Origin of the sequence: Azorhizobium sp. AG788 (genome assembly GCF_943371865.1) — a bacterium.
In the GTDB taxonomy this organism is placed as follows: domain Bacteria; phylum Pseudomonadota; class Alphaproteobacteria; order Rhizobiales; family Xanthobacteraceae; genus Azorhizobium.
The window spans coordinates 43,942-64,691 of sequence record NZ_CALRWL010000014.1 but is presented as its reverse complement, the minus strand read 5'-3'; the positions used below and the strand labels follow the sequence as shown (position 1 = coordinate 64,691).

Annotated in this window: 18 protein-coding genes; 8 read left to right on the top strand and 10 right to left on the bottom strand. The window is 67.5% G+C overall.

The genetic code is table 11. The features are described from left to right. Positions 1–115: 115 nt before the first annotated feature. Both dapB and AAG816_RS10620 read left to right on the top strand, forming a co-directional pair. Positions 116–928, top strand: a complete 813-nt coding sequence (gene dapB / locus AAG816_RS10625) for a 4-hydroxy-tetrahydrodipicolinate reductase (protein ID WP_341989586.1) — start codon at positions 116–118, stop codon at positions 926–928. Positions 929–1,292: 364 nt separating this feature from the next. Next, positions 1,293–1,913: a 2,3-bisphosphoglycerate-dependent phosphoglycerate mutase gene (locus AAG816_RS10620; RefSeq protein ID WP_341989585.1), complete on the top strand. Its 621-nt coding sequence runs from the start codon at positions 1,293–1,295 to the stop codon at positions 1,911–1,913. 93 nt (positions 1,914–2,006) lie between these two features. On the opposite strand, the gene AAG816_RS10615 is transcribed toward AAG816_RS10620, so the two are convergent. The 4 genes from AAG816_RS10615 to AAG816_RS10600 form a co-directional block, all read right to left on the bottom strand. Continuing rightward, positions 2,007–2,807 (bottom strand): SGNH/GDSL hydrolase family protein, encoded by an 801-nt coding sequence (locus AAG816_RS10615; RefSeq protein WP_341989584.1) that lies wholly within the window; start codon positions 2,805–2,807, stop codon positions 2,007–2,009. Then, a complete protein-coding gene (locus tag AAG816_RS10610; protein WP_341989583.1) occupies positions 2,804–3,589 on the bottom strand; it encodes a hypothetical protein in 786 nt (261 codons plus the stop codon). The genes AAG816_RS10615 and AAG816_RS10610 overlap by 4 nt, the downstream gene beginning before the upstream one ends. Further along, the gene (locus tag AAG816_RS10605) at positions 3,586–4,722 is read right to left on the bottom strand and encodes an OpgC domain-containing protein (protein ID WP_341989582.1); all 1,137 of its coding nucleotides are present in this window, start codon (positions 4,720–4,722) and stop codon (positions 3,586–3,588) included. Before AAG816_RS10605 ends, AAG816_RS10610 begins: the two co-directional genes overlap by 4 nt. Before the next feature lie 82 nt (positions 4,723–4,804). Continuing rightward, the gene (locus tag AAG816_RS10600) at positions 4,805–5,380 is read right to left on the bottom strand and encodes an HdeD family acid-resistance protein (RefSeq protein WP_341989581.1); all 576 of its coding nucleotides are present in this window, start codon (positions 5,378–5,380) and stop codon (positions 4,805–4,807) included. A 289-nt stretch (positions 5,381–5,669) separates the two neighbouring features. On the opposite strand from AAG816_RS10600, the gene AAG816_RS10595 reads away from it, so the two are divergent. Then, positions 5,670–6,551 (top strand): DUF1345 domain-containing protein, encoded by an 882-nt coding sequence (locus tag AAG816_RS10595; protein WP_341989580.1) that lies wholly within the window; start codon positions 5,670–5,672, stop codon positions 6,549–6,551. A gap of 12 nt (positions 6,552–6,563) precedes the next feature. Here AAG816_RS10595 and AAG816_RS10590 read toward each other — a convergent pair whose 3' ends face one another. Both AAG816_RS10590 and AAG816_RS10585 read right to left on the bottom strand, forming a co-directional pair. Next, the gene (locus tag AAG816_RS10590) at positions 6,564–7,016 is read right to left on the bottom strand and encodes a GNAT family N-acetyltransferase (RefSeq protein WP_341989579.1); all 453 of its coding nucleotides are present in this window, start codon (positions 7,014–7,016) and stop codon (positions 6,564–6,566) included. Between the two features lie 102 nt (positions 7,017–7,118). After that, positions 7,119–8,162, bottom strand: a complete 1,044-nt coding sequence (locus AAG816_RS10585) for a L,D-transpeptidase family protein (RefSeq protein ID WP_341989578.1) — start codon at positions 8,160–8,162, stop codon at positions 7,119–7,121. 432 nt (positions 8,163–8,594) lie between these two features. Between AAG816_RS10585 and AAG816_RS10580 the strand changes: the two genes are divergently transcribed. The 4 genes from AAG816_RS10580 to metH all read left to right on the top strand — a co-directional run bounded on the left by AAG816_RS10580 (position 8,595) and on the right by metH (position 14,771). Then, positions 8,595–9,632 carry a metalloregulator ArsR/SmtB family transcription factor gene (locus tag AAG816_RS10580; RefSeq protein WP_341989577.1) on the top strand — a complete coding sequence of 346 codons (1,038 nt, stop codon included), beginning with the start codon at positions 8,595–8,597 and terminating at the stop codon, positions 9,630–9,632. Then, entirely contained in the window at positions 9,632–10,555 is a 924-nt protein-coding gene (gene metF / locus AAG816_RS10575; protein ID WP_341989576.1) for a methylenetetrahydrofolate reductase [NAD(P)H], read from the top strand. Before AAG816_RS10580 ends, metF begins: the two co-directional genes overlap by 1 nt. A gap of 146 nt (positions 10,556–10,701) precedes the next feature. Continuing rightward, entirely contained in the window at positions 10,702–10,965 is a 264-nt protein-coding gene (locus AAG816_RS10570) for a hypothetical protein (protein WP_341989575.1), read from the top strand. 74 nt (positions 10,966–11,039) lie between these two features. Next, a complete protein-coding gene (gene metH, locus AAG816_RS10565; protein WP_341989574.1) occupies positions 11,040–14,771 on the top strand; it encodes a methionine synthase in 3,732 nt (1,243 codons plus the stop codon). A 75-nt stretch (positions 14,772–14,846) separates the two neighbouring features. Here the strand turns inward: metH and AAG816_RS10560 are convergent, their stop codons facing one another. The 4 genes from AAG816_RS10560 to guaB all read right to left on the bottom strand — a co-directional run bounded on the left by AAG816_RS10560 (position 14,847) and on the right by guaB (position 19,689). Further along, on the bottom strand, positions 14,847–16,346 hold the full coding sequence (locus AAG816_RS10560) for a tripartite tricarboxylate transporter permease (RefSeq protein ID WP_341989573.1): 1,500 nt from the start codon (positions 16,344–16,346) through the stop codon (positions 14,847–14,849). Between the two features lie 9 nt (positions 16,347–16,355). After that, positions 16,356–16,826, bottom strand: coding sequence for a tripartite tricarboxylate transporter TctB family protein (locus AAG816_RS10555; RefSeq protein ID WP_341989572.1), 471 nt, complete (start codon positions 16,824–16,826; stop codon positions 16,356–16,358). Between the two features lie 73 nt (positions 16,827–16,899). Then, on the bottom strand, positions 16,900–17,835 hold the full coding sequence (locus AAG816_RS10550) for a tripartite tricarboxylate transporter substrate-binding protein (RefSeq protein WP_341989635.1): 936 nt from the start codon (positions 17,833–17,835) through the stop codon (positions 16,900–16,902). Positions 17,836–18,183: 348 nt separating this feature from the next. Beyond that, positions 18,184–19,689: an IMP dehydrogenase gene (gene guaB, locus AAG816_RS10545; RefSeq protein WP_341989571.1), complete on the bottom strand. Its 1,506-nt coding sequence runs from the start codon at positions 19,687–19,689 to the stop codon at positions 18,184–18,186. Positions 19,690–20,144: 455 nt separating this feature from the next. Here guaB and AAG816_RS10540 point away from each other — a divergent pair, with 455 nt between their 5' ends. Beyond that, the gene (locus AAG816_RS10540; RefSeq protein WP_341989570.1) at positions 20,145–20,714 is read left to right on the top strand and encodes an NnrU family protein; all 570 of its coding nucleotides are present in this window, start codon (positions 20,145–20,147) and stop codon (positions 20,712–20,714) included. Positions 20,715–20,750: the final 36 nt, after the last annotated feature.

Below are 20,750 nucleotides of genomic sequence, written 5' to 3'. Positions count from 1 at the left end.
CACGGCGTGCCGGATGGCGCGAATCACCGACGCCGCATCCCGCGGTGCATGACCCCGTGCCGGTGGCTGCAGCGGTGGCCCCGGCACTCCCGCTTCCGGTTAAGGAGAATAAGACGTGTCCGATCTGCGGGTGGTGATCAACGGAGCTGGGGGCCGCATGGGCCAGGAATTGGTGCGGGCGGTGAACCGCGGCGCCGGATTCGTCCTGGTCGGTGCCCTGGAGCATCCCGCCAGTAGCCATCTGGGTGAGGATGCGGGCGTGCTGGCGGGGCTCAAGCCCACCGGCATTACCGTGGAGAGCGATGCCGCCGCGACCTTGAACGGCGCCGATGTGGTGATCGACTTCTCCACCCCGGCCGCGTCCGTGCGTCTGGCGGAGCGTCTGGCCGAAGCCGGCATCGCCCTGGTCATCGGCACCACGGGTTTTTCCACCGCCGAGACCGCCGCCATCGAGGCAGCCGCGCGGCGGACGCCGGTGGTCAAGTCCGGCAATATGAGCCTCGGCGTCAATGTGCTGGCGGCCCTGACCCGGCGCGCGGCGGCGACGCTGGGCATTGCCTTCGACATCGAGATCATGGAAATGCACCATTCGCGCAAGGTGGATGCCCCATCGGGCACCGCGCTGATGCTGGGCGAGGCGGCGGCGGAAGGTCGCGGGGTCAATCTCGAGGACTGTGCGGCGCGGGGGCGCGACGGCATTACCGGGGCCCGCCGGCCGGGCGACATCGGTTTTGCCAGCTTGCGCGGCGGCTCCGTGGTGGGCGAACACGCGGTGATCTTCGCCGGTCCCTCCGAGCGCCTCGAACTGGTGCACAAGGCCGAGGACCGGGGCCTGTTCGCCAATGGGGCGCTGGCGGCGGCCAAATGGACCAAGGGCCGGGAGCCCGGACTCTATTCCATGGTGGATGTGCTCGATCTGGCCGATTAGGCCCGCTGGCGCGCCCGCCATCGCTGCGGGTTTGCGCCTTGCCTTATGTCTGCCGCCTTGGCGGTGTCAGAGAGGTATTCACGCCCCGTCGGCGGGGTGTGGGACTGCCGGTGTCGCCGTCTCGCGCCTGTGAAGGCCTTTGAAACTGCGCCGGTGCTCGTGATATCTCTCGCCGGCTTTCTGTCCGAGGGGAGGTTCGCGTCGGGCAGCAGAGAGACGAAGCGGGCCGGATGATCTGTCCGGCGCGCGGTACGTCTCCGGTTCGGTGCGCGGAAGGATCTTGGCCGGCCTGGGGCGCCTTGCGGCGCATCCGGGCGGGGTCGGGGTCGTTTCGAGGCCTCCCCGTCACCCAAGGATCATGCCCATGGATCGCCTTCTCGTCCTCGTCCGTCATGGGCAGAGCGAGTGGAACCTCAAGAACCTCTTCACCGGCTGGCGCGATCCGGGCCTGACCGAGAAGGGGGTGGCCGAGGCCAGCCGCGCCGGCGCGCTGCTGGCGGCCGAGGGCCTGTCCTTCGACATCGCTTATACCTCGCTGCTGACCCGCGCCCAGCGCACCTGCCAGCTGGTGCTGGGCGAGATGGGGCTTGCCGACCTGAAGACCATCGCCGACCAGGCGCTGAACGAGCGCGACTATGGCGATCTCTCCGGCCTCAACAAGGACGATGCCCGCGCCAAGTTCGGCGAGGAGCAGGTGCACAGCTGGCGCCGGTCCTATGACGTGCCGCCCCCCGGCGGCGAGAGCCTGCGCGACACGGTGGCTCGCACGCTGCCTTATTATGTGCAGGAGATCCTGCCCGGCGTGCTGCGCGGCGAGCGCACCCTGGTGGCGGCCCATGGCAATTCGCTGCGGGCGCTGGTGATGGTGCTTGAGAAGCTCAGCCCGGCCGGCATCATGAAGCGCGAACTGGCCACCGGCGCGCCCATCGTCTACCGCCTCGGGCCCGATGCCACGGTGACGGAAAAGCACGACCTGATCGTGTGACGAGACAGGTGCCCACCCGCCTGGACCATTGGTCCGGGCGGTGATGCTGCTTCTGGTGGCAGACCCTGGTCCCGGTCGGTCCGGGGCGCGGGGTCAGCGGGCGGGCGGTGCGCCCGAGGAGGCGATGGCCGGCTGTCCCGCCGGCGCCTTCAGGCCGGCCGCGAGGCTGTAGCCGAGGGAACGGGCGAGGCAGTCATAGGCGAAGTCATTGCCGTGCAGGCCGTCGATGAAGCTCATCTGCGGGAAGCTGATCTTGTCCCGGTCATGCCAGAGCTGCATCATCGCGAAGCGGTGGAACACCGGCACATTCTGCTCGCGGCCGACGGTGTCAATCAACTGCACCATGGGCTTGGCATCGGGATCGACGATCACCCAGGGCGCATATTGCGGATCGATCAGCACCACTTCGGCGCCATAGCTGCGAATCTTCTCGATGCCGTTGCGCATGGGGACGTCCGAGCCGGACACGCCGAACTGCCGCAGCAAGGCATTGGTGCCCACCTGCCACAACACCACATCCGGCTGTAGCGCGCCCACGTCCGCATCCATGCGGCGCAGATTCTCGGGGGCGTCCTCGCCATTGCCGCCGCGATTCACCACGGTGATGGTGGCGCCGGGAAAGCGGGCCGCCAGTTCCTGCTGCAGGCGGGCGGGATAGGTCTTGGTGGGGGAGGATGCGCCAACGCCGGCGGTGGAGGAGGAGCCCAGCGCCACGATGGTGAGCTTGCCGGTCTTGGCCAGGGTCGCCGCCGCCTGGGGCAGGCGCAGCGCCGGTTGGCTGGTCACGGTGGAGCAGACCGGCGCGGTCTGGGCGGTGGCGGGCGAAGCCAGGAGCACGAGCGACACGGCGAGGGCGCCAACGGGGCCCAGAGGGAAGGAACGCAGACGGGTCATTGGCTCTCCGGCGCGGCGATGCCGTTGGCGATGAAGCGCGCGAGCAATTGACCCACGCAACGATGAACATCCTCGAAGATGCTGGCGCCGGGCTGGAGTTCCGACAGGTCGAAACTGCCGTCTTCCACCCAGTAGCGCATCACGTCATAGCGGTTGAACAGCGCCGACCCTTCGGCCTTCGCTACCCAGCGCAGATATTGAATATAAGGCCCGGCATCGAACATGAAGTCCGTGCGCGGGCTGTATTGCATGGTCATGATCACCGCATCGGCGTTGCGGGCGCGGATCTCGCCGATGCCGCTGGTGAGTTTGGCGCCGAACAGGGCCATGTCGGTGCCGCGCAGCACGTCGGTGGAGCCCAGTTGCCAGATCACCACGTCGAAGCTCTTGTCCACCAGCGTGGCCTTGAGCGCCTTCAGGCTCTCGCCAATGGGGGTCTGGGGCTCGTTGTGGGTGGTGACGCTGATGGTGCGGCCCGGATAGCGCGCCACCAGGGCCTGATTGAGGCTGGCGGGATAGCGCTTGGCCTCCACGCTCTCGGAGATGGCGGGGTTGCGCACCGAGGAGAACACCAGCACCCGCAAAGACTTGGTGGCCCGCAGCGCTTCCGCGGCGCGGCGCAGCGGCACCTTGGGGGTCAGATAGTGCTCGGGGGCCTGGCAGTTCGGCTGTGCCCGCACGGCCGGGGAGGCGGCGGGCGCGGCGGATTGCGCGCGCGCGCTCCCGCCGAGCGCCAGCAGCGCCGCCATGGCCATCATAATCGGCGAGATCCTCAGGATCATGCCACGCCCCCAGCGGTCCGGTCCGGTCCGCGCCGCTTTTCATTCTCCTGATACCACGACATCAGCGCCGCCAGTGCAACCATCAACACGATCCCGGCCACGCTGACGCCAATATGGGCCAGCAGCCGGGCGGAGACTTCCACCAGCACCAGATGCGCGCCGAAGGACAGGAACACCCCGAAGCAGAACACCTCCAGCGAATGCTGGCCGCACAGCAGCAGCGGCTTGGCCCAGGGCGAGCGCAGCGCCTTCCAGTCCTGCGGCACGAAATGGCTCACCACCAGCGCCAGGGCCAGGAAGTGGACGAAGCGCAGCAGCGCCAGGTCGGTCTTGGAGATGGGATAGATGAGCTCCGCCACCGCGTCCGGCACCAGGCCGTCGAGGGCGGGCACGGTCCAACTCAGCACCACCAGCGCTGAGCCCAGCAGGAAGACCCCCGCCGCGGCCACTGCGACCCGCGAGCGGACCACCGGCTGGAGATGCTCCGAGCCGCCCAAGGCGCACCAGGAGCCGAACACGAACAGCAATTGCCACGCCAGCGGATTGAACAGCCACACATGGTCCGCCGGCCAGCCGGGGAAGTTCAGGCCCAGCGCCAGCGCGCCCGCATAGACCGCCAGCGACAGGCCCAAGGTGAGGTTGGGGCGGCGCAGCAGCCCCCAGATCACCACCGGCAGGGCCAGCATCAGCACGATATAGAGCGGCAGGATGTCGGTATTGGCCGGCTTGAAGCGCAGCAGCAGCGCCTGGATCAGGGTGACGTCCGGCTCGTCCAGGAAGCGCAGGATGTTCATTTCCTCCGCATAGAGCGGGTTCTTGAACCGCTGCGCCACATAGGCGATCTGCGCCAGATAGACCACGAACAGGAACACGAACGCCACATAGAGCTGCCACGCCCGCTTCAGCATGCGCGCGGTGGCGATCACCACGCCGCGCTCGCGCATCACCCGGCCATAGACCAGGGCGGCGGTATAGCCGGAGATGAAGACGAAGATCTCAGCCGCGTCGCTGAATCCGAAATTCCGCAGCGTGAAGACGTTCAGTACATTGCTGGGGACGTGATCGAGATAGATCAGCCAGAGGGCCAGGCCGCGGAAGAAATCGAGCCTCAGGTCGCGGGGCGACGCGGGCATGGGCCGGGTCCGCACCGGCAGCCGGACCACGGTTCCGGTGCGTCCGCCGTCACCGCGTGCCCGCCTGGCCTCCGGCATGGGGTCACGCGCCCTTGCCACGCAGGGCGAGGCCGAACAGCACGGTGGCCACGCCGTTGATGACCAGATCGATGCCCAGCAGCAGGCCCAGGATCATCAGTCCGTTCAACGGCCAGCCGGCGACGATGATGATGCCCAGCACCAAAGTGGAGGCGCCGGAGAAGACAATCCATCCCCAGCCCTCATGCCCGCGCGAGCCGAGGCCGGCGGCGATGCGGAACACGCCGTTGATGACGAACGAGATGCCGAGCACCAGGGTGATGACGCCGGCGGCCAGCAGCGGCTGGGTGATGATCAGCGCGCCGGAGATGACATAGAGCACGCCGCACAGCAGCCAGAAGGAGAACCGGCTCCAGTCCTTCACCCGGAAGGCATGCACCACCTGCACGATGCCGCCCACCAGGATGAGGGCGCCCACATAGAGCGCGGTGGCGTAGGAACTGGCCACCAGATGGGCCAGCGCGACGAAGCCGAGGATCACGAAGGCCACGCCCAGGGCCACGAACCAGCCCCAGCTCGCGCGCAGGGCAGCCAAGCGCGCCGTGATGTCGGCGGTGGGATTGGGCAATGTCGTGGGCATGGGACACAAGCTCCGAAGCGGGCAAGGGGCATCATATGCGAGTTGGGCGCGCGATGCTAAGAGGGAGAATGGCGACAGATGAGCGTACGGAAAGGCGCCGGGAGGCGCAGGTCTGGCGTCGACATATGTGGCGGTTGCGGTCCCGGATCGAGGCGAATCGCGCCCGCAGCCATCCACGAAAGTGTGATCTTGCGCCAATATTGTGCGCCTCCGGCGCTGGTCCGTCCAGAGTGGGCCAGCCCGTCACCCGCTCGGTTCGAACCTTCGTCCTCTCCCGTATGGGGCCCTGATGCCTGACGCCCTGCCGCCTGTCGCTCCCGCGCCGAACGCCGTTGGTGATCCCGCCGATCCGCCGGCGCGCCGAGCGCACGCCACGGCGTCAACCGCGGCCGCCTCGGAGCAGGGGCGGCCGAAGTTCAGAACCGTCCGCGCCACAGGCTCCACCTTCAAGCCGCCGCGCTTCCGGCGCCGTCGGTCGGGCGCCGGGCCGAGCGACGGCGCGCCGACGGACGAGACGGAGATCGAGCGGTCGGTGTGGCGGCGGATGCTGCGGCTGCACCTGCGGCTGTTTGTCGGCATCCTGGTGGCGCTGGTGACCTTTGCGGTGTCGCCGGAGCTGGCCTTCCACACCCGGTTCCTGGTGGCCTGGGATATCGGCATCGCCGTCTGGCTGGTGCTGGTGATGAAGGTGGTGATGGGCGGTACCGCCGAGCGCGTGCGGCGGCGTGCGGCGGAGGAGGATGAGGGCGCCCTGGTCATCTTGATCGGCGCCCTGCTGGCCAGCCTGTTCAGCGTGGCGGCCGTGGTTCAGGAAGCCGGCAGCGTGTCCGGCGCCGGGCCATATGCGCTGCCGCATCTGCTGCTGGCCATTGGCACCTTGACCCTATCCTGGACCTTCATGCACGGCATCTATGCGATGCATTACGCAAGGGAATATTATAGCGTTTCCGCCGATACCCATCCCATGCTGGGCTTTCCCGGCGATGAGGACCCCGATTTCTGGGACTTCTTCTATTTTTCCTTCACCATCGGCACGTCCGCGCAGACCGCCGATGTGAGCGTGAACTCCCGGCGGCTGCGGCGCACGGTTCTCGGACACCAATTGGTGGCCTATGTGTTCAATGCCTCGGTGATCGCGCTGGGGGTCAATGTGGCGGCGAGCCTGGTGTAGGCCGGCGGTCGCTCAGGGGCGGTCCAGCTCCATGCGGTAGCGCACATGGTCATCGGCGGCCACATAGGTGTCGTAGAGCTGGCGGGCGGCGGTGTTGCTGTCGCGGGTGTGCCAGTAGAGATCCGACCAGCCCCGCGCCCGGCACAGGGCCACCAGATGCTCCATCAGGGCCCGCCCGACCCCGGCGCCGCGCGCGGACGGGTCCACGAACAGGTCTTCCAGATAGCATACGCCGGTGAGGCTCCAGGTGCCTTCGTGATGCACGCACAGCGCCATGCCCACCAGCGCCCCGTCCTGTTCCGCCAGGAGGGCGAACACCGGCGAGGCCGGGTCCAGGGCGCGCTTCCAGGTGTAGGCCGTGACCACCTCGGGCACGTCGGCCCGATAGAAGTCGTTGTAGCCGGCCCATAATTTGCGCCACGCGGCCTCATCAGCCGCGGTGGGATCCCGCACGGTCACAGTCATGGGTGCACCTCCGCCGCTCGCCTATCACCGTTCGCGTGACCCGCAAAGAAAAAGGGCGCACCCGACGGGCGCGCCCTTTTGCGTTTCGCGTGTTTGGGACGATCAGCGCTGGGCGTTGGCCTGGGCGCCGCCGCTCTTGGGCAGGATCACGACCCGGGTGCCCACGTTGACACGGTCAAACAGGTCTTCGATGTCGGCGTTCAGCAGACGGAAGCAGCCCGAGGACACGAACTTGCCGATGGTCTGCGGCTCGTTGGTGCCGTGGATGCGGTAGACGGTGCCGCCCAGATAGAGGGTGCGGGCGCCCAGCGGATTGCCGGGGCCACCGGCCATGAAGCGCGGCAGATAGGGCTGGCGCTGGATCATTTCCGTCGGCGGGCGCCAATCGGCCCATTCCGCCTTGCGGGTGATCTTTTCCGTGCCGGCCCAGGTGAAGCCGTCGCGGCCCACGCCGATGCCGTAGCGGATCGCCTTGCCGCCACCCTGGATCAGATACAGGTAGGTGTTGCCCGTATCCACCACGATGGTGCCGGCCGGCTGGTTGCTCACATAGTCCACGGTCTGGCGGCGGAAACGATCCGGCACCGGCTCGCTGGGATCCACGTCTTCGATGCGCGGACCGGACGGCGCCTGGGCGGTGCCGGGCACCACCGGGGCGTTGGAACTGTAGACGCCGCCGGGCTGAACGGCCGCCGGCTGAACGTAACCCGCGGACGGGTTCGGCACCTGCTGCGCGCGCATGGCCTGCTGCTGCTCATAGGTCTGCGGCGGCATATAGCCTCCGCGCGGCGCATAGACCGGCGCGCCGTTCTGCTGCGGCGCCACGGCGGCCACGGGGGCGCCGTTGGGACCCTGGATATAGATCTGCTGCTGGCCCGGCTGGGGCTGGCCATAGCCGCCCTGCGACGGCGCGGCGGCATAACCGGGCTGCTGCTGCGGAGCCGTGGCATAGCCGGGCTGCGGCGTGATGGACATGGGCTGCGATCCGGGCGCCTGCGCCTGGGCCGGCTGGGCATAGCCCTGCTGCGGCTGCTGCGGGGCTCCATAATTGGGCGCCTGCGGCGCGCCGGTGGGCGCGGAAATGGGGGCGCGTTCCACATAGTCACGCGAGGGCGTGCGACCATAGGGATCGTTGTAGCCAGGCACGGGCCCGTTCGGGGTGTGCGTGATATCGGCGGGGGGAGCCTCCGCGGAAATCGCACCCGTCTCATCATCGTCCGAGACAGGAACGGAGTAGCGACCCGGGAGCGTTTGCGCGTGGGCCGTCACGGCCAGAAGCGAAGCCCCAAGGGTGAGGAGAAGGGTGTTGCGCAGCGTCATGGAACCCGTGTTAACCCTGAAACGTGACGAAATTGGAAACGCGAAACCTGAATCTTTGTCCCAGTTTGGATCCAATTGACGCAGGCTATGTCTTCAAGGACTCAATGCCGAGATTTGTTCCGGTTATTGGTCTGTAACCCCGCGCGTCGGGGTGCGCAATCGTTGCGATGCCCCCGACAAGGGATCGTGAAGAATGGCACAAGCCTCATTCCAGCCTCACTCTTGCACTGCCCCTGATTTGAATATAAAGATATCTTTATGTCCTTTGGTTTGCCCGCTGCTTTCGATCCGCATCTGCCGTTTGCGACTCTCCTGGAGGGCCTCAAAGCGGCCGGCGAGGACACGCGCCTGCGGCTCCTCGCGGTTCTAGGGGAGGCCGACCTTACCGTATCCGACCTGACGGAGATCATGGGCCAGTCGCAGCCGCGCATTTCTCGCCATCTCAAGCTGCTAGCCGAGGCCGGACTGGTAGAGCGGCATCGGGAGGCCAGCTGGGTCTTCTACCGCCGCGCCACCGAAGGGGCGAACGGCGTCCTGGCGCTGCGTCTGCTAGCGCTGATGGACCCCAATGACCCGGTGCTGGCCCGCGATCGTGAGCGCCTCGCCGATGTGCGCGCCGCCCGCGCCGCCGCCGCGCAGAGCTATTTCCGCACCCATGCGGAGCAGTGGAACCGCATCCGCAGCCTGCATGTGCCCGAGGCGGAGGTGGAAGCCGCCGTGCGCGCCACCCTGGGCGGGGCGCGCATCGATGCGCTTTTGGATCTCGGCACCGGTACCGGCAGCATGCTGGAATTGTTCGGCGGCGAGATCACCCGCGGCCTTGGCCTCGATCTGTCGCCGGACATGCTGGCGGTGGCCCGGGCCAATCTGGAGCGGGCGGGCCTGCGCAACTGCTCGGTGCGCCAGGGCGACATCTATAATCTGGCCATGCCGCGCGACAGCTTCGACGTGGTCATCATCCATCAGGTGCTGCACTTCCTGGATGACGGCGCCCGCGCCGTGCGCGAGGCGGCCCGCGTGCTGCGACCGGGCGGGCGGCTGCTGGTGGTGGATTTCGCCCCCCATGATCTGGAATTTCTGCGTGAGGCCCATGCCCACCGCCGCCTCGGCTTTTCCGCCGAGACCGTGGAGGGCTGGATGGTGCAGGCCGGCCTGGAGCCGGTCAAGCACACCTCCCTGGAGCCCAAGGGCCTCGCCCCCGAGCGGAACACCGCCGGAACACTGATCGTATCGCTCTGGCTGGCCCGCGACCCGCGCGTCCGGGTGGCCGCCGAGCCCCAAAGGGAGATGGTTTGATGTCGGGCCCCATCCGGGCGAGCCGCGAACTGGGCAAGGCCCCGGTCTCGGTGTCGTTTGAGTTCTTTCCGCCGAAGACCGAGGAGATGGAGCGCACCCTGTGGGCCTCCATTCACCGGCTGGCGCCATTGGCGCCGCGCTTCGTCTCTGTGACCTACGGCGCCGGCGGCTCCACCCGTGAGCGCACCCATGCCACCGTCTCGCGCATCGTCACCGACACCGCGCTGGCGCCGGCCGCCCATCTCACCTGCGTCGCCGCCAGCCGGGCGGAGATCGATGACGTGGTGCGCGGCTATGCCAAGGCCGGGGTGAAGCACATCGTCGCCCTGCGTGGCGATCCCACCACCGGGGTGGGCACCGCCTATGAGCCGCATCCCGACGGCTATGCCCATGCCTGCGATCTGGTGGCGGGCATCAAGCGGCTGGGGGATTTCGAGGTGTCGGTCTCGGCCTATCCCGAGAAGCATCCCGAGAGCGCCAGCATCGATGCGGACATCGACGTGCTGGCCCGCAAGGTGGATGCGGGCGCCACCCGCGCCATCAGCCAGTTCTTCTTCGATAACGACGTCTATTTCCGTTATATGGACAAGGTGCGGGCGCGCGGCATCACCATTCCCATCGTGCCGGGCATTCTGCCGGTGACCAATTTCAAGCAGGCAGCCAAGTTCGCCGCCGCCACCGGGGCCAGCGTCCCGGCCTGGCTGGCGGCCCGCTTCGAGGGGCTGGACGACGACGTGGAGACCCGCAAGCTGATCGCCGCGGCGGTGGCGGCCGAACAGGTGACCGACCTGGTTGATCGCGGCGTCACCGATATCCATTTCTATACTTTGAACCGCGCCGACCTGGTCTATGCCGTCTGCCACCTGCTGGGCCTGCGCCCGCAGGGCGCGCCGGCGGAAGCGGCGGTGGCGGTCGCATACTAGGCTGAATTGAAACTAAGGGCCTGACCTCATGCCGCAGAAGGTCGTCATCCCCGGACTTGATCCGGGGATCCACGGGGCTCCGCCGGGGGCAACCTGCAAGGGTCTGCGCCGTCGGCGCTGCGTGGATGGCCGGGACAAGCCCGGCCATGACGGGCGTGAGCTGTGTGTTGGTTTGGGAGGAAAAGATGGGACATGAGCCAGACGATCCCATCCGGATGGATCTGGGCCGGTTGACGGCACGCATCGACACACCAGACGGCCAGCCTGCCGCAAGTCACCGGAGCAATGAATTGCTGCGCATGGTTATGAAGGGCGACGAGATCCTGCACCGCTGCGCGGCGGCCGGGATCGAACGGCGCCTCGAGAAGATCGAAACCCGCCTCGCCGAGCTTGAAAAGCGCGGCCAATAGCCAGATCGGGCCACCCGGCCCGCCCCGTTTTCAGCGGCTCTCAGTCATATGACCCCGAGCCACGAGGTGCCCCCATGAGCGATGTCCACGACGAGACCCAGTCAGCCCTCATCGCCGCCGCCCGCGCGCGCATCCTGGTGCTGGATGGCGCCATGGGCACCATGATCCAGGGGCTGAAGCTGGATGAGGCCGGCTATCGCGGCCCGCGCTTCGCCGACTGGCCGCGGGACGTGAAGGGCAATAACGACCTGCTGAATCTGAGCCAGCAGGACGACGTGCGGGCCATCCACCTGAAGTATTTCATGGCCGGCGCCGACATCGTCGAGACCAACACCTTCTCCTCCACCACCATCGCCCAGGCCGATTACGGCATGGAGGCCTTGGCCTATGAGCTGAACGTGGAAGGCGCGCGCCTCGCCAAGGAAGCGGCCATCGAAGCGGAAAAGCTGGACGGCCGCCGCCGCTTTGTCGCTGGCGCCATCGGACCCACCAACCGCACCGCCTCCATCTCCCCGGACGTGAACGACCCCGGCTTTCGCGCCACCTCGTTCGATGAACTGGCGGTGGCCTATGGCGAGCAGGCCCGCGGCCTGCTGGAAGGCGGCTCCGACCTGCTGCTGATCGAGACCATCTTCGACACCCTCAACGCCAAGGCGGCCATCTTCGCCATCGAGGGCCTGTTCGACGAACTGGGCTACCGCGTGCCGGTGATGATCTCCGGCACAATCACCGATCTGTCGGGCCGTACCCTGTCCGGCCAGACCCCGTCCGCCTTCTGGTATTCGCTGCGCCATTCCGAGCCGTTTTCCATCGGCCTGAATTGCGCCTTGGGCGCCAAGGAAATGCGCGCCCATATCGCCGAACTGGGCCGGGTCGCCGACACGCTGGTGTGCGCCTATCCCAATGCCGGTTTGCCCAATGAATTCGGCCTCTATGACGAGAGCCCGGAGGCCATGGCCGAACTGGTGGGCGAGTTCGCCGCCTCCGGTCTGGTGAACATCGTCGGCGGTTGCTGCGGCACCACGCCGGACCATATCGCCGCCATCGCCCGCGCCGTGGCCGGCAAGACCCCGCGCGCCATTCCCGATCTGGTGCCCATGCTGCGCCTGTCCGGCCTGGAGCCGTTCGAGCTGACGCCGCAGATCCCGTTCGTGAACGTGGGCGAGCGCACCAACGTCACCGGCTCCGCCCGCTTCCGCAAGCTGATCACCACCGGCGATTTTTCCGCTGCGCTGGCCGTGGCCCGCGACCAGGTGGAGAGCGGCGCCCAGGTGATCGACGTCAACATGGACGAGGGCCTGCTGGACAGCCAGGCGGCCATGGTCTCGTTCCTGAACCTCGTCGCCTCCGAGCCGGACATCTCGCGGGTGCCGGTGATGGTGGACAGCTCCAAGTGGGCGATCATCGAGGCGGGCCTGAAGTGCATCCAGGGCAAGGGCATCGTCAACTCCATCTCCATGAAGGAGGGGGAGGAGGCGTTCCGCCATTATGCCCGTCTGGTGCGCCGCTATGGCGCCGCCGTGGTGGTGATGGCCTTCGACGAGCAGGGCCAAGCCGACACCTTCGAGCGCAAGACCGAAATCTGCGCCCGCGCCTACAAGATCCTGGTGGACGAGATCGGTTTCCCGCCGGAAGACATCATCTTCGATCCCAACGTCTTCGCGGTGGCTACCGGCATCGAGGAGCATGCGCCCTATGGCGTCTTCTTCATCGAGGCCACCCGCTGGATCCGGCAGAACCTGCCCCACGCCCATATCTCCGGCGGGGTGTCGAACCTCTCGTTCTCGTTCCGCGGCAACGAGCCGGTGCGCGAGGCCATGCACGCGGTGTTCCTGTATCACGCCATCCAGGCGGGCATGGACATGGGCATCGTCAATGCCGGCCAGCTGGCGCTCTACAATGAGATCAAGCCGGAACTGCGCGAGGCCTGCGAGGACGTGGTGCTCAACCGCCGCGCCGACGGCACCGATCGCCTCCTGGCCCTGGCCGAAGGCTTCAAGGGCGGCGCCGGCAAGGAAAAGCGCGAAGCGGACCTGACCTGGCGCACCTGGGACGTGGATAAGCGCCTCGCCCATGCGCTGGTCAACGGCATCACCGACTTCGTGGAAGTGGATACGGAAGAGGCGCGCCAGTCGGTGGCGCGGCCGCTGCACGTGATCGAAGGCCCGCTGATGAGCGGCATGAACATCGTTGGCGACCTGTTCGGCGCCGGCAAGATGTTCCTGCCCCAGGTGGTGAAGTCCGCCCGCGTCATGAAGCAGGCGGTAGCCTATCTCATGCCCTATATGGAGAAGGAAAAGGAGGAGGCGGGCCTCGGGGAGGCCTCCGCCGCCGGCAAGATCCTCATGGCGACCGTCAAGGGCGATGTGCACGACATCGGCAAGAACATCGTCGGCGTCGTGCTCCAGTGCAATAATTACGAGGTCATCGACCTCGGCGTGATGGTGCCCGCCGCCAAGATCCTGGAAGTGGCCCGCGCCCAGAATGTGGACGTGATCGGCCTGTCCGGCCTCATCACCCCCTCGCTGGACGAGATGGTCTCGGTCGCCTCCGAGATGGAGCGCGAGGGTTTTCACGTGCCCCTCCTGATCGGCGGCGCCACCACCTCGCGCGTCCACACGGCGGTGAAGATCGCCCCGCAATATCTGCGCGGCCAGGCGGTTTATGTGACCGACGCCTCACGCGCCGTGGGCGTGGTCTCCAATTTGCTCAACGTCGACACCCGCGACAGCTACATGGCCGACATCAAGGCCGAATATGTGAAGCTGGCCGACGCCCATGCCCGCGCCGACGACGCCAAGCAGCGGGTGCCGTTGGCCAAGGCGCGCGAGAATGCCCTGAGGCTGGATTTCGCCGGCACCGTGCCGCCCAAGCCCAGCTTCCTCGGCACCAAGGTGTTCGAGGATTACGACCTCGCGGACCTGGTGCCCTATATCGACTGGTCGCCCTTCTTCGCCTCCTGGGAGCTGGCGGGGCGCTATCCGGCGATCCTTCAGGACGAGAAGGTGGGCGAGGCGGCGCGTTCCCTGTTCGCGGACGCCCAGGCCATGCTGGCCAAGATCGTGGAAGAAAAGTGGGTCACCGCCCGCGCGGTGATCGGCTTCTGGCCGGCCAATGCGGAGGGCGACGACATCGTCCTGTTCCGCGACGACACCCGCAAGACCCCGCTCGCCACCCTGCACACCCTGCGCCAGCAACTGGCGCGCCGGGAAGGGCGCTACAATCTGGCCCTGGCCGATTTCGTCGCGCCGCTGGAGACCGGGCTGCCGGACTATATGGGCGGCTTCGCGGTCACCACCGGCATCGGCGAGCAGGCGCGCTCCGACGCCTTCAAGGCCGCCAATGACGATTATTCCGCCATCCTGTTCAAGGCGCTGACCGACCGTCTGGCCGAAGCTTTGGCCGAGCGCATGCACCACCGCGTGCGGCGCGAATTCTGGGGCTATGCGGCGGATGAGGCGCTGGGGCCGGACGATCTGATCGCCGAGAAGTACCAGGGCATCCGCCCGGCGCCGGGCTATCCGGCCCAGCCGGACCACACGGAGAAGGGCACGCTGTTCACCCTTCTGGACGCCACCGCCAAGATCGGCCTGGAACTCACCGAGAGCTATGCCATGTGGCCGGGGGCTGCGGTGTCGGGGCTCTATTTCGCCCATCCGCAGAGCGCCTATTTCGGCGTCGGCCGCATTGAGCGCGATCAGGTGGAAGACTATGCCGCCCGCAAGGGCTGGACCGTGGAGCAGGGCGAGCGCTGGCTGGCGCCAATCCTGAACTACGACCCGGCCCGGCGCGCCGCGGCGGAGTAAGACGCCCCGTCTGCCGCAACGACACAAAAAAGGCCGGATGCCTCAGGGCACCCGGCCTTTTTCGTGGCCGAAGGGTCAATCCTCGTTCGCCTTGAACCGCCCCAGGTTCTTCATCACGAACGGCGCGATCAAAGCGATGGCGGCCACCGCCAGCAAGGTGGCGGAGATCGGGCTTTCCAGCAGCACCATGGGATCGCCGAGCGAGATCGACAGCGCCCGGCGCAATTGCGCTTCCGCCACCGGGCCGAGGATCAGCCCCACCACCACCGGGGCGATGGGATAGTCGAACCGGCGCATGATGTAGCCGAGCAGGCCGAAGGCCATCAGCATCATCAGTTCGACGATGGACGGCTTGGCGGCGATGGTGCCCATGGTGGCGAACACCAGGATGCCCGCATAGAGCCAGGGCTGGGGGATCGACAGCAGTCGCACCCACAGCCCCACCAGCGGCAAATTCAAAACCAGCAGCATGACATTGGCCAGATACAGCGAGGCGATCAGCCCCCACACCAGTTGGGGATGATCGGCAAACAGCAGCGGGCCGGGGTTGAGGCCATATTGCTGGAAGCCCGCCAGCATCATGGCGGCGGTGGCCGAGGTGGGCAGGCCCAAGGTGAGCAGGGGAACGAGGGTTCCCGCCGCCGAGGCATTGTTGGCGGCTTCCGGCCCCGCCACGCCCTCGATGGCGCCGGTGCCGAACTCTTCCGGATGCTTGCTCAGCTTGCGCTCCAGCGCATAGGACAGGAAGGTGGGGATCTCGGCGCCACCCGCCGGCAAGGCGCCGATGGGAAAGCCGAGCGCGGTGCCGCGCAGCCAGGGCTTCCAGGAGCGCTTCCAGTCCGAAAGGCTCATCCACAGCGAGCCGCGCACCGGCTCCAGTTTTTCTTCCTCGATATGCCGGCGCGAGGCCACGAACAGCGCTTCGCCAATGGCGAACAGCCCCACCGCCAGGGTGGTGATCTCCACCCCGTCCAGCAATTCCGGCACCCCGAAGGCGAGGCGCGACTGGCCGGTCAGCGTGTCGATGCCCACCAGCCCCAAGGCGAGGCCCACGAACAGGCTGGTGAGGCCGCGAATGGGACTGTCGCCGAAGGTGGCCGAGACGGTGACGAAGGCCACGCACATCAGCGCGAAATAATCCTCCGGGCCGAACTGGATGGCGATGTCCACCAGGGTCGGCGCCAAAAACGTGAGGCCCAAGGTAGCGATGGTGCCGGCGACGAACGAGCCAATGGCGGCGGTGGCCAGCGCCGGACCGCCGCGCCCGGCCTTGGCCATCTTGTTGCCCTCCAAAGCGGTGGCCATGGAGGCGCTCTCGCCCGGCGTGTTGATGAGAATGGCGGTGGTGGAGCCGCCATACATGCCGCCGTAATAGATGCCGGCGAACATGATCAGCGAGCCGGCGGGATCGAGCTTGTAGGTGACCGGCAGCAGCAGGGCGACGGTGAGCGCCGGCCCGATGCCCGGCAGCACGCCCACGGCGGTGCCCAGCAGCACGCCGATCAGCGCGAACAGCAAATTCATCGGGGCGATGGCCACCGAGAGGCCCTGCATCAGGGCGCCGAGCGTATCCATGGGGAGACCTCAGATCAGGCGTTCGAGGGGGCCCATGGGCAAAGACAAGGTGAGCAATTTGGCGAACAGCAGATAGGCCACGACGCCGATGCCGAAGCCGATGCCCAGATCCGCCAGCAGTGCCCGCCGCCCGAACGCCCGCGCGGTGGCGGCGAACAGCACGGCGGTGGCGGGAATGAAGCCGCCGCCGAGCCCGATCAGCGCGATCAGCGCCGCCATGCCGCCGAGAATCCAGCCGATGGCGTTGAGGTCGCCGCGCTCGCGGTGCGGCAGGGTTCCGCGCAGGGCCGAGCCGAGATTGGCCAGGGCCAGCACGCCGAGGCCGATGGCCACCACCTTTGGCGCGGCGTCGGGGCCGAGGCCATAAGGGGAGGGCGAGGCCAGAGTGGTGGCGTCCCACCAGATCACCCCGGCAATGACCGCCAGGGCGCAGGCGATGGTCACCCCCGCGCCGTCCGGTTTCCTGATTTTGGTGTCCATCTTGCCTCCCCCCAGCCCTGCGGGCCGGACCTCACCCCGTTCGGCGGCAGGCCGCCGCCGGACGCCTGGCTGCTCAGGGCTTCACCAACCCCACGGACTTGAGGATTTCGGTGGTGCGGACGTTTTCCTGCTTCAGGAAATCGGCGAAGGCATCGCCGGTCAGCAGCGCGTCGTCCCAGCCCTTCTGCTTCAGCACCTCCTGCCAGGCGGGGGACTTGGCCATCTTCTCCACCGTGTCCACCAGCGTCTTGCGCTGCTCCGGCGTGAGGCCGGGAGGGGCCACCACCGCGCGCCAGTTGGTGATCTTCAGCGGGATGCCGGCTTCGGTGAGGGTGGGGGTGTCCACGCCCGCGATGCGTTCGCCGGCGGTCACCGCCAGCAGACGCAACTTGCCCGCCTTCACCTGGCTTTCGAACTCGCCATAGCCGGAAATGCCCGCGGTCACCTTGCCGCCCAGCACCGCCGCCAGCGCTTCGCCGCCGCCGGAGAAGGGGATGTAGTTGATCTTGGCCGGGTCCGCGCCCGCCGCCTGCGCGATCAGGGCGGCGGCGATATGATCGACGCCGCCGGCCGAGCCGCCGGCCCAGGTCACTTTGCCGGGATTGGCTTTGATGGCGGCGGCCAGATCCGCCATGGTCTTGAGCGGCGAGTTGACCGGCACGGCGATCGCCTCGGTCTCCTCGGTGAGGCGGGCGATGGGCGTCACCTGGTCCAGGGTCACCGGCGCCTTGTTGGTGAGGATCGCGCCGACCATCACATAGCCGGTGACCATGAGCTGGTTGGGATCGCCCTTGGAGCCGGTGACGAACTGGGCGATGCCGATGGTGCCACCGGCGCCGGCCACATTGGTGACCTGCACGCTGCGGGCCGCACCCGAGGCCACCATCGCCTGCTGCATAGAGCGCGCGGTCTGGTCCCAGCCGCCGCCGGGAGCGGCGGGCGCCATGATCTTGAGGTCCGCCAGTTGGGCGAAGGCCGGCCCCGCGCTCAGCGGTGCGGCGAGCAGCATGAGGCCGCCGAGGGCGGCTTTCAGGCCGCGGCCGCTACCGACGGAGCGGCTCTGGACGCAGGTGTGCTGGCGAGGTGGCATGGCGTGTTGTCCTTCCCTGTACGGCTCACGTCCGCATGGCCATCGCCGCAGACCCGGCGTGGCTTTCGAGAAAGCATGGGTCGGTTCCGAAACGAAAGGAAGGGAGAAAGAGCACGCGGACGCGGGTTTTTCACCGCTGCGCCATACCGTTGGGGAATGCCCGCGATGATCCTCGGTCTCTGACCGCAGAACCGTCCCTTGCGCCCGCCCGGCGAAAGCGGGGCGGGCGCAAGGGCAAGATCGTCCGTGCCGGCGCGGCGGCGAGGCTCAGACGCTGGTGGGGTAGTTGGGGCTCTCGCGGGTGATGGTCACGTCATGCACGTGGCTCTCGCGCAGGCCGGCGGAGGAGATGCGCACGAAGCGCGCCTTCTCGCGGAATTCCGCCAGATCCGCCCCGCCCACATAGCCCATGGCGGCGCGCAGGCCGCCGGCGAGCTGATGCAGCACGCTGGCCAGCGAGCCCTTGTAGGCCACTTGGCCCTCGATGCCTTCCGGCACCAGCTTCAGCGCGTCGCGCACTTCGGCCTGGAAATAGCGGTCGGCGGAGCCGCGGGCCATGGCGCCCACCGAGCCCATGCCGCGATAGGCCTTGTAGGAGCGCCCCTGATACAGGAACACCTCGCCGGGGCTCTCCTCGGTGCCGGCCAGGAGCGAGCCGACCATGGCGCAGGAGGCCCCCGCCGCCAGAGCCTTGGCCAGATCGCCGGAGAATTTGATGCCGCCGTCGGCGATGATCGGGGTGTTGGTGGCCTGGGCGGCTTCCACCGCATCCATCACCGCGGTCAATTGCGGCACGCCCACGCCGGCCACGATGCGGGTGGTGCAGATGGAGCCGGGGCCGATGCCCACCTTCACCGCGTCGGCACCGGCGTCGATCAGGGCCTTGGTGCCGTCGCCGGTGGCGACATTGCCCGCCAGGATCTGGGTGGTGTTGGACATGCGCTTGATGCGCGTCACCTGGTCCAGCACCTTGCGGGAATGGCCGTGGGCGGTGTCCACCACCACCAGGTCCACGCCGGCATCGATCAGACGCTCGGTGCGCTCATAGCCATCGTCGCCCACGGTGGTGGCGGCGGCGACCCGCAGACGTCCCTGGTCATCCTTGGCGGCGTTGGGATTGGCCACCGCCTTCTCGATGTCCTTCACGGTGATGAGGCCGACGCAGCGATATTCATTGTCCACCACCAGCAGCTTCTCGATGCGGTGGTGATGCAGCAGGCGCTTGGCCTCGTCCTGGCGCACGTTTTCCGTGACCGTGATGAGGTTGTCCTTGGTCATCAGCTCGGCGACCCGCTGGGTGGGGTCGGTGGCGAAGCGCACGTCGCGATTGGTGAGAATGCCCACCAGCTTGCCGCCGCGCCCGTTCGAGCCACGCTCCACCACCGGAATGCCGGAGATGCCGTACCGCTTCATCAAGGTGAGCGCATCGGCCAAGGTCTCGTCGGGATAGATGGTGACCGGGTTCACCACCATGCCGCTCTCGAACTTCTTCACCTGCCGCACATGCTCGGCCTGCAATTCCGGCGTGAGGTTGCGGTGGATCACGCCGATGCCGCCGGCCTGGGCCATGGCGATGGCGAGGCGGCCCTCGGTCACCGTGTCCATGGCGGCGGAGAGGATGGGCAGGTTCAAGGTGATGGTGTTGGTCAGGCGGGTGACGAGGCTGACGCCGCCGGGCATCACCTCGGAGGCGCCGGGAACCAGCAGCACGTCGTCAAAGGTGAGGGCCTCGCGGAAGGGCGAGCCATTGAGGGTATGAATGAGTGCCGACATCGCCAACTCCTGGTCGCGGACCCACCTCGCCGGAGGTGGCACGCTGAGACGGGATCGAGACGCGCGACCGGTGCCGCATGACGCTTCGAGTTGGCAGTGGCGGATACCATGGGCGCACGACGAATAGAAGACCTCAGCGACGCTTTCGCCATGCGCTGCACGCAACGGCGTACCGTGCGCAGCGGGGTGCTGCGGCCTGCGGCCCCTTTTGCCGGGGTGTCGGACCTGGATTTCGCCACGCGGGCGGCGGCTGGCGAGGCCCGCGTGCCGCCACCCTCGCCGGCCGCGGCGCGACACAATTTTCGTATGGAATTCATCAAAACTCTGAATAGCTGCCTTTCTCCAACGAGTTAGGCGCGGAGCGCGCGCGAAATCCGGTTTCCCCTTTGCGCCATCATGTTCTAGGGTCCGGCCTCCCGCGCTGTCGCGGGGCGAGCCTCGCGCGGATTTCTGCCATGCCCATGATGCTCCTCGGACTTGTGCTTTTCCTCGGCACCCATGTGGTGACGAGCCTGCCCGGCGTGCGCGCCGGGTTGATCTCAAAGGTTGGGGAGGGGCCGTACAAGGGCTTCTATTCGCTGCTGTCCGCGTCCGGGCTGCTGTTGACCGCCTATGGCTTCGGCCTGTGGCGTGCCGCCGGCCCGGTGAATCTGTGGTATCCGCCCCTGGGCATGCGGCATGCGACCATGGGCCTGATGCTGCTGTCCTGCATTGCCCTGGTGGCGGCCTATGTGCCGAGCCATATCAAGGCCAAGCTCAAGCACCCCATGCTGGTGGGGGTGAAGATCTGGGCGCTGGCCCATCTGCTCAGCAATGGCGATATGGCGTCCGTGGTGCTGTTCGGCGCCGTGCTGGCCTGGGCGGTCTATGACCGGATCTCGGTGAAGCGGCGCGGCCTGCCGCTGCCGGTGGCCCCCAAGGGCTGGGGCGGCGACGCCATCGCCGTGGCCGGTGGCGTGGTTTTGTATCTGGTCCTCATCTTCCTGTTCCACCCGTTCGTGGTGGGCGTGCCGGTGATGGGCTGAAGCCCGAACGGGCAAACAAAAAAGGAAAGGGAAACG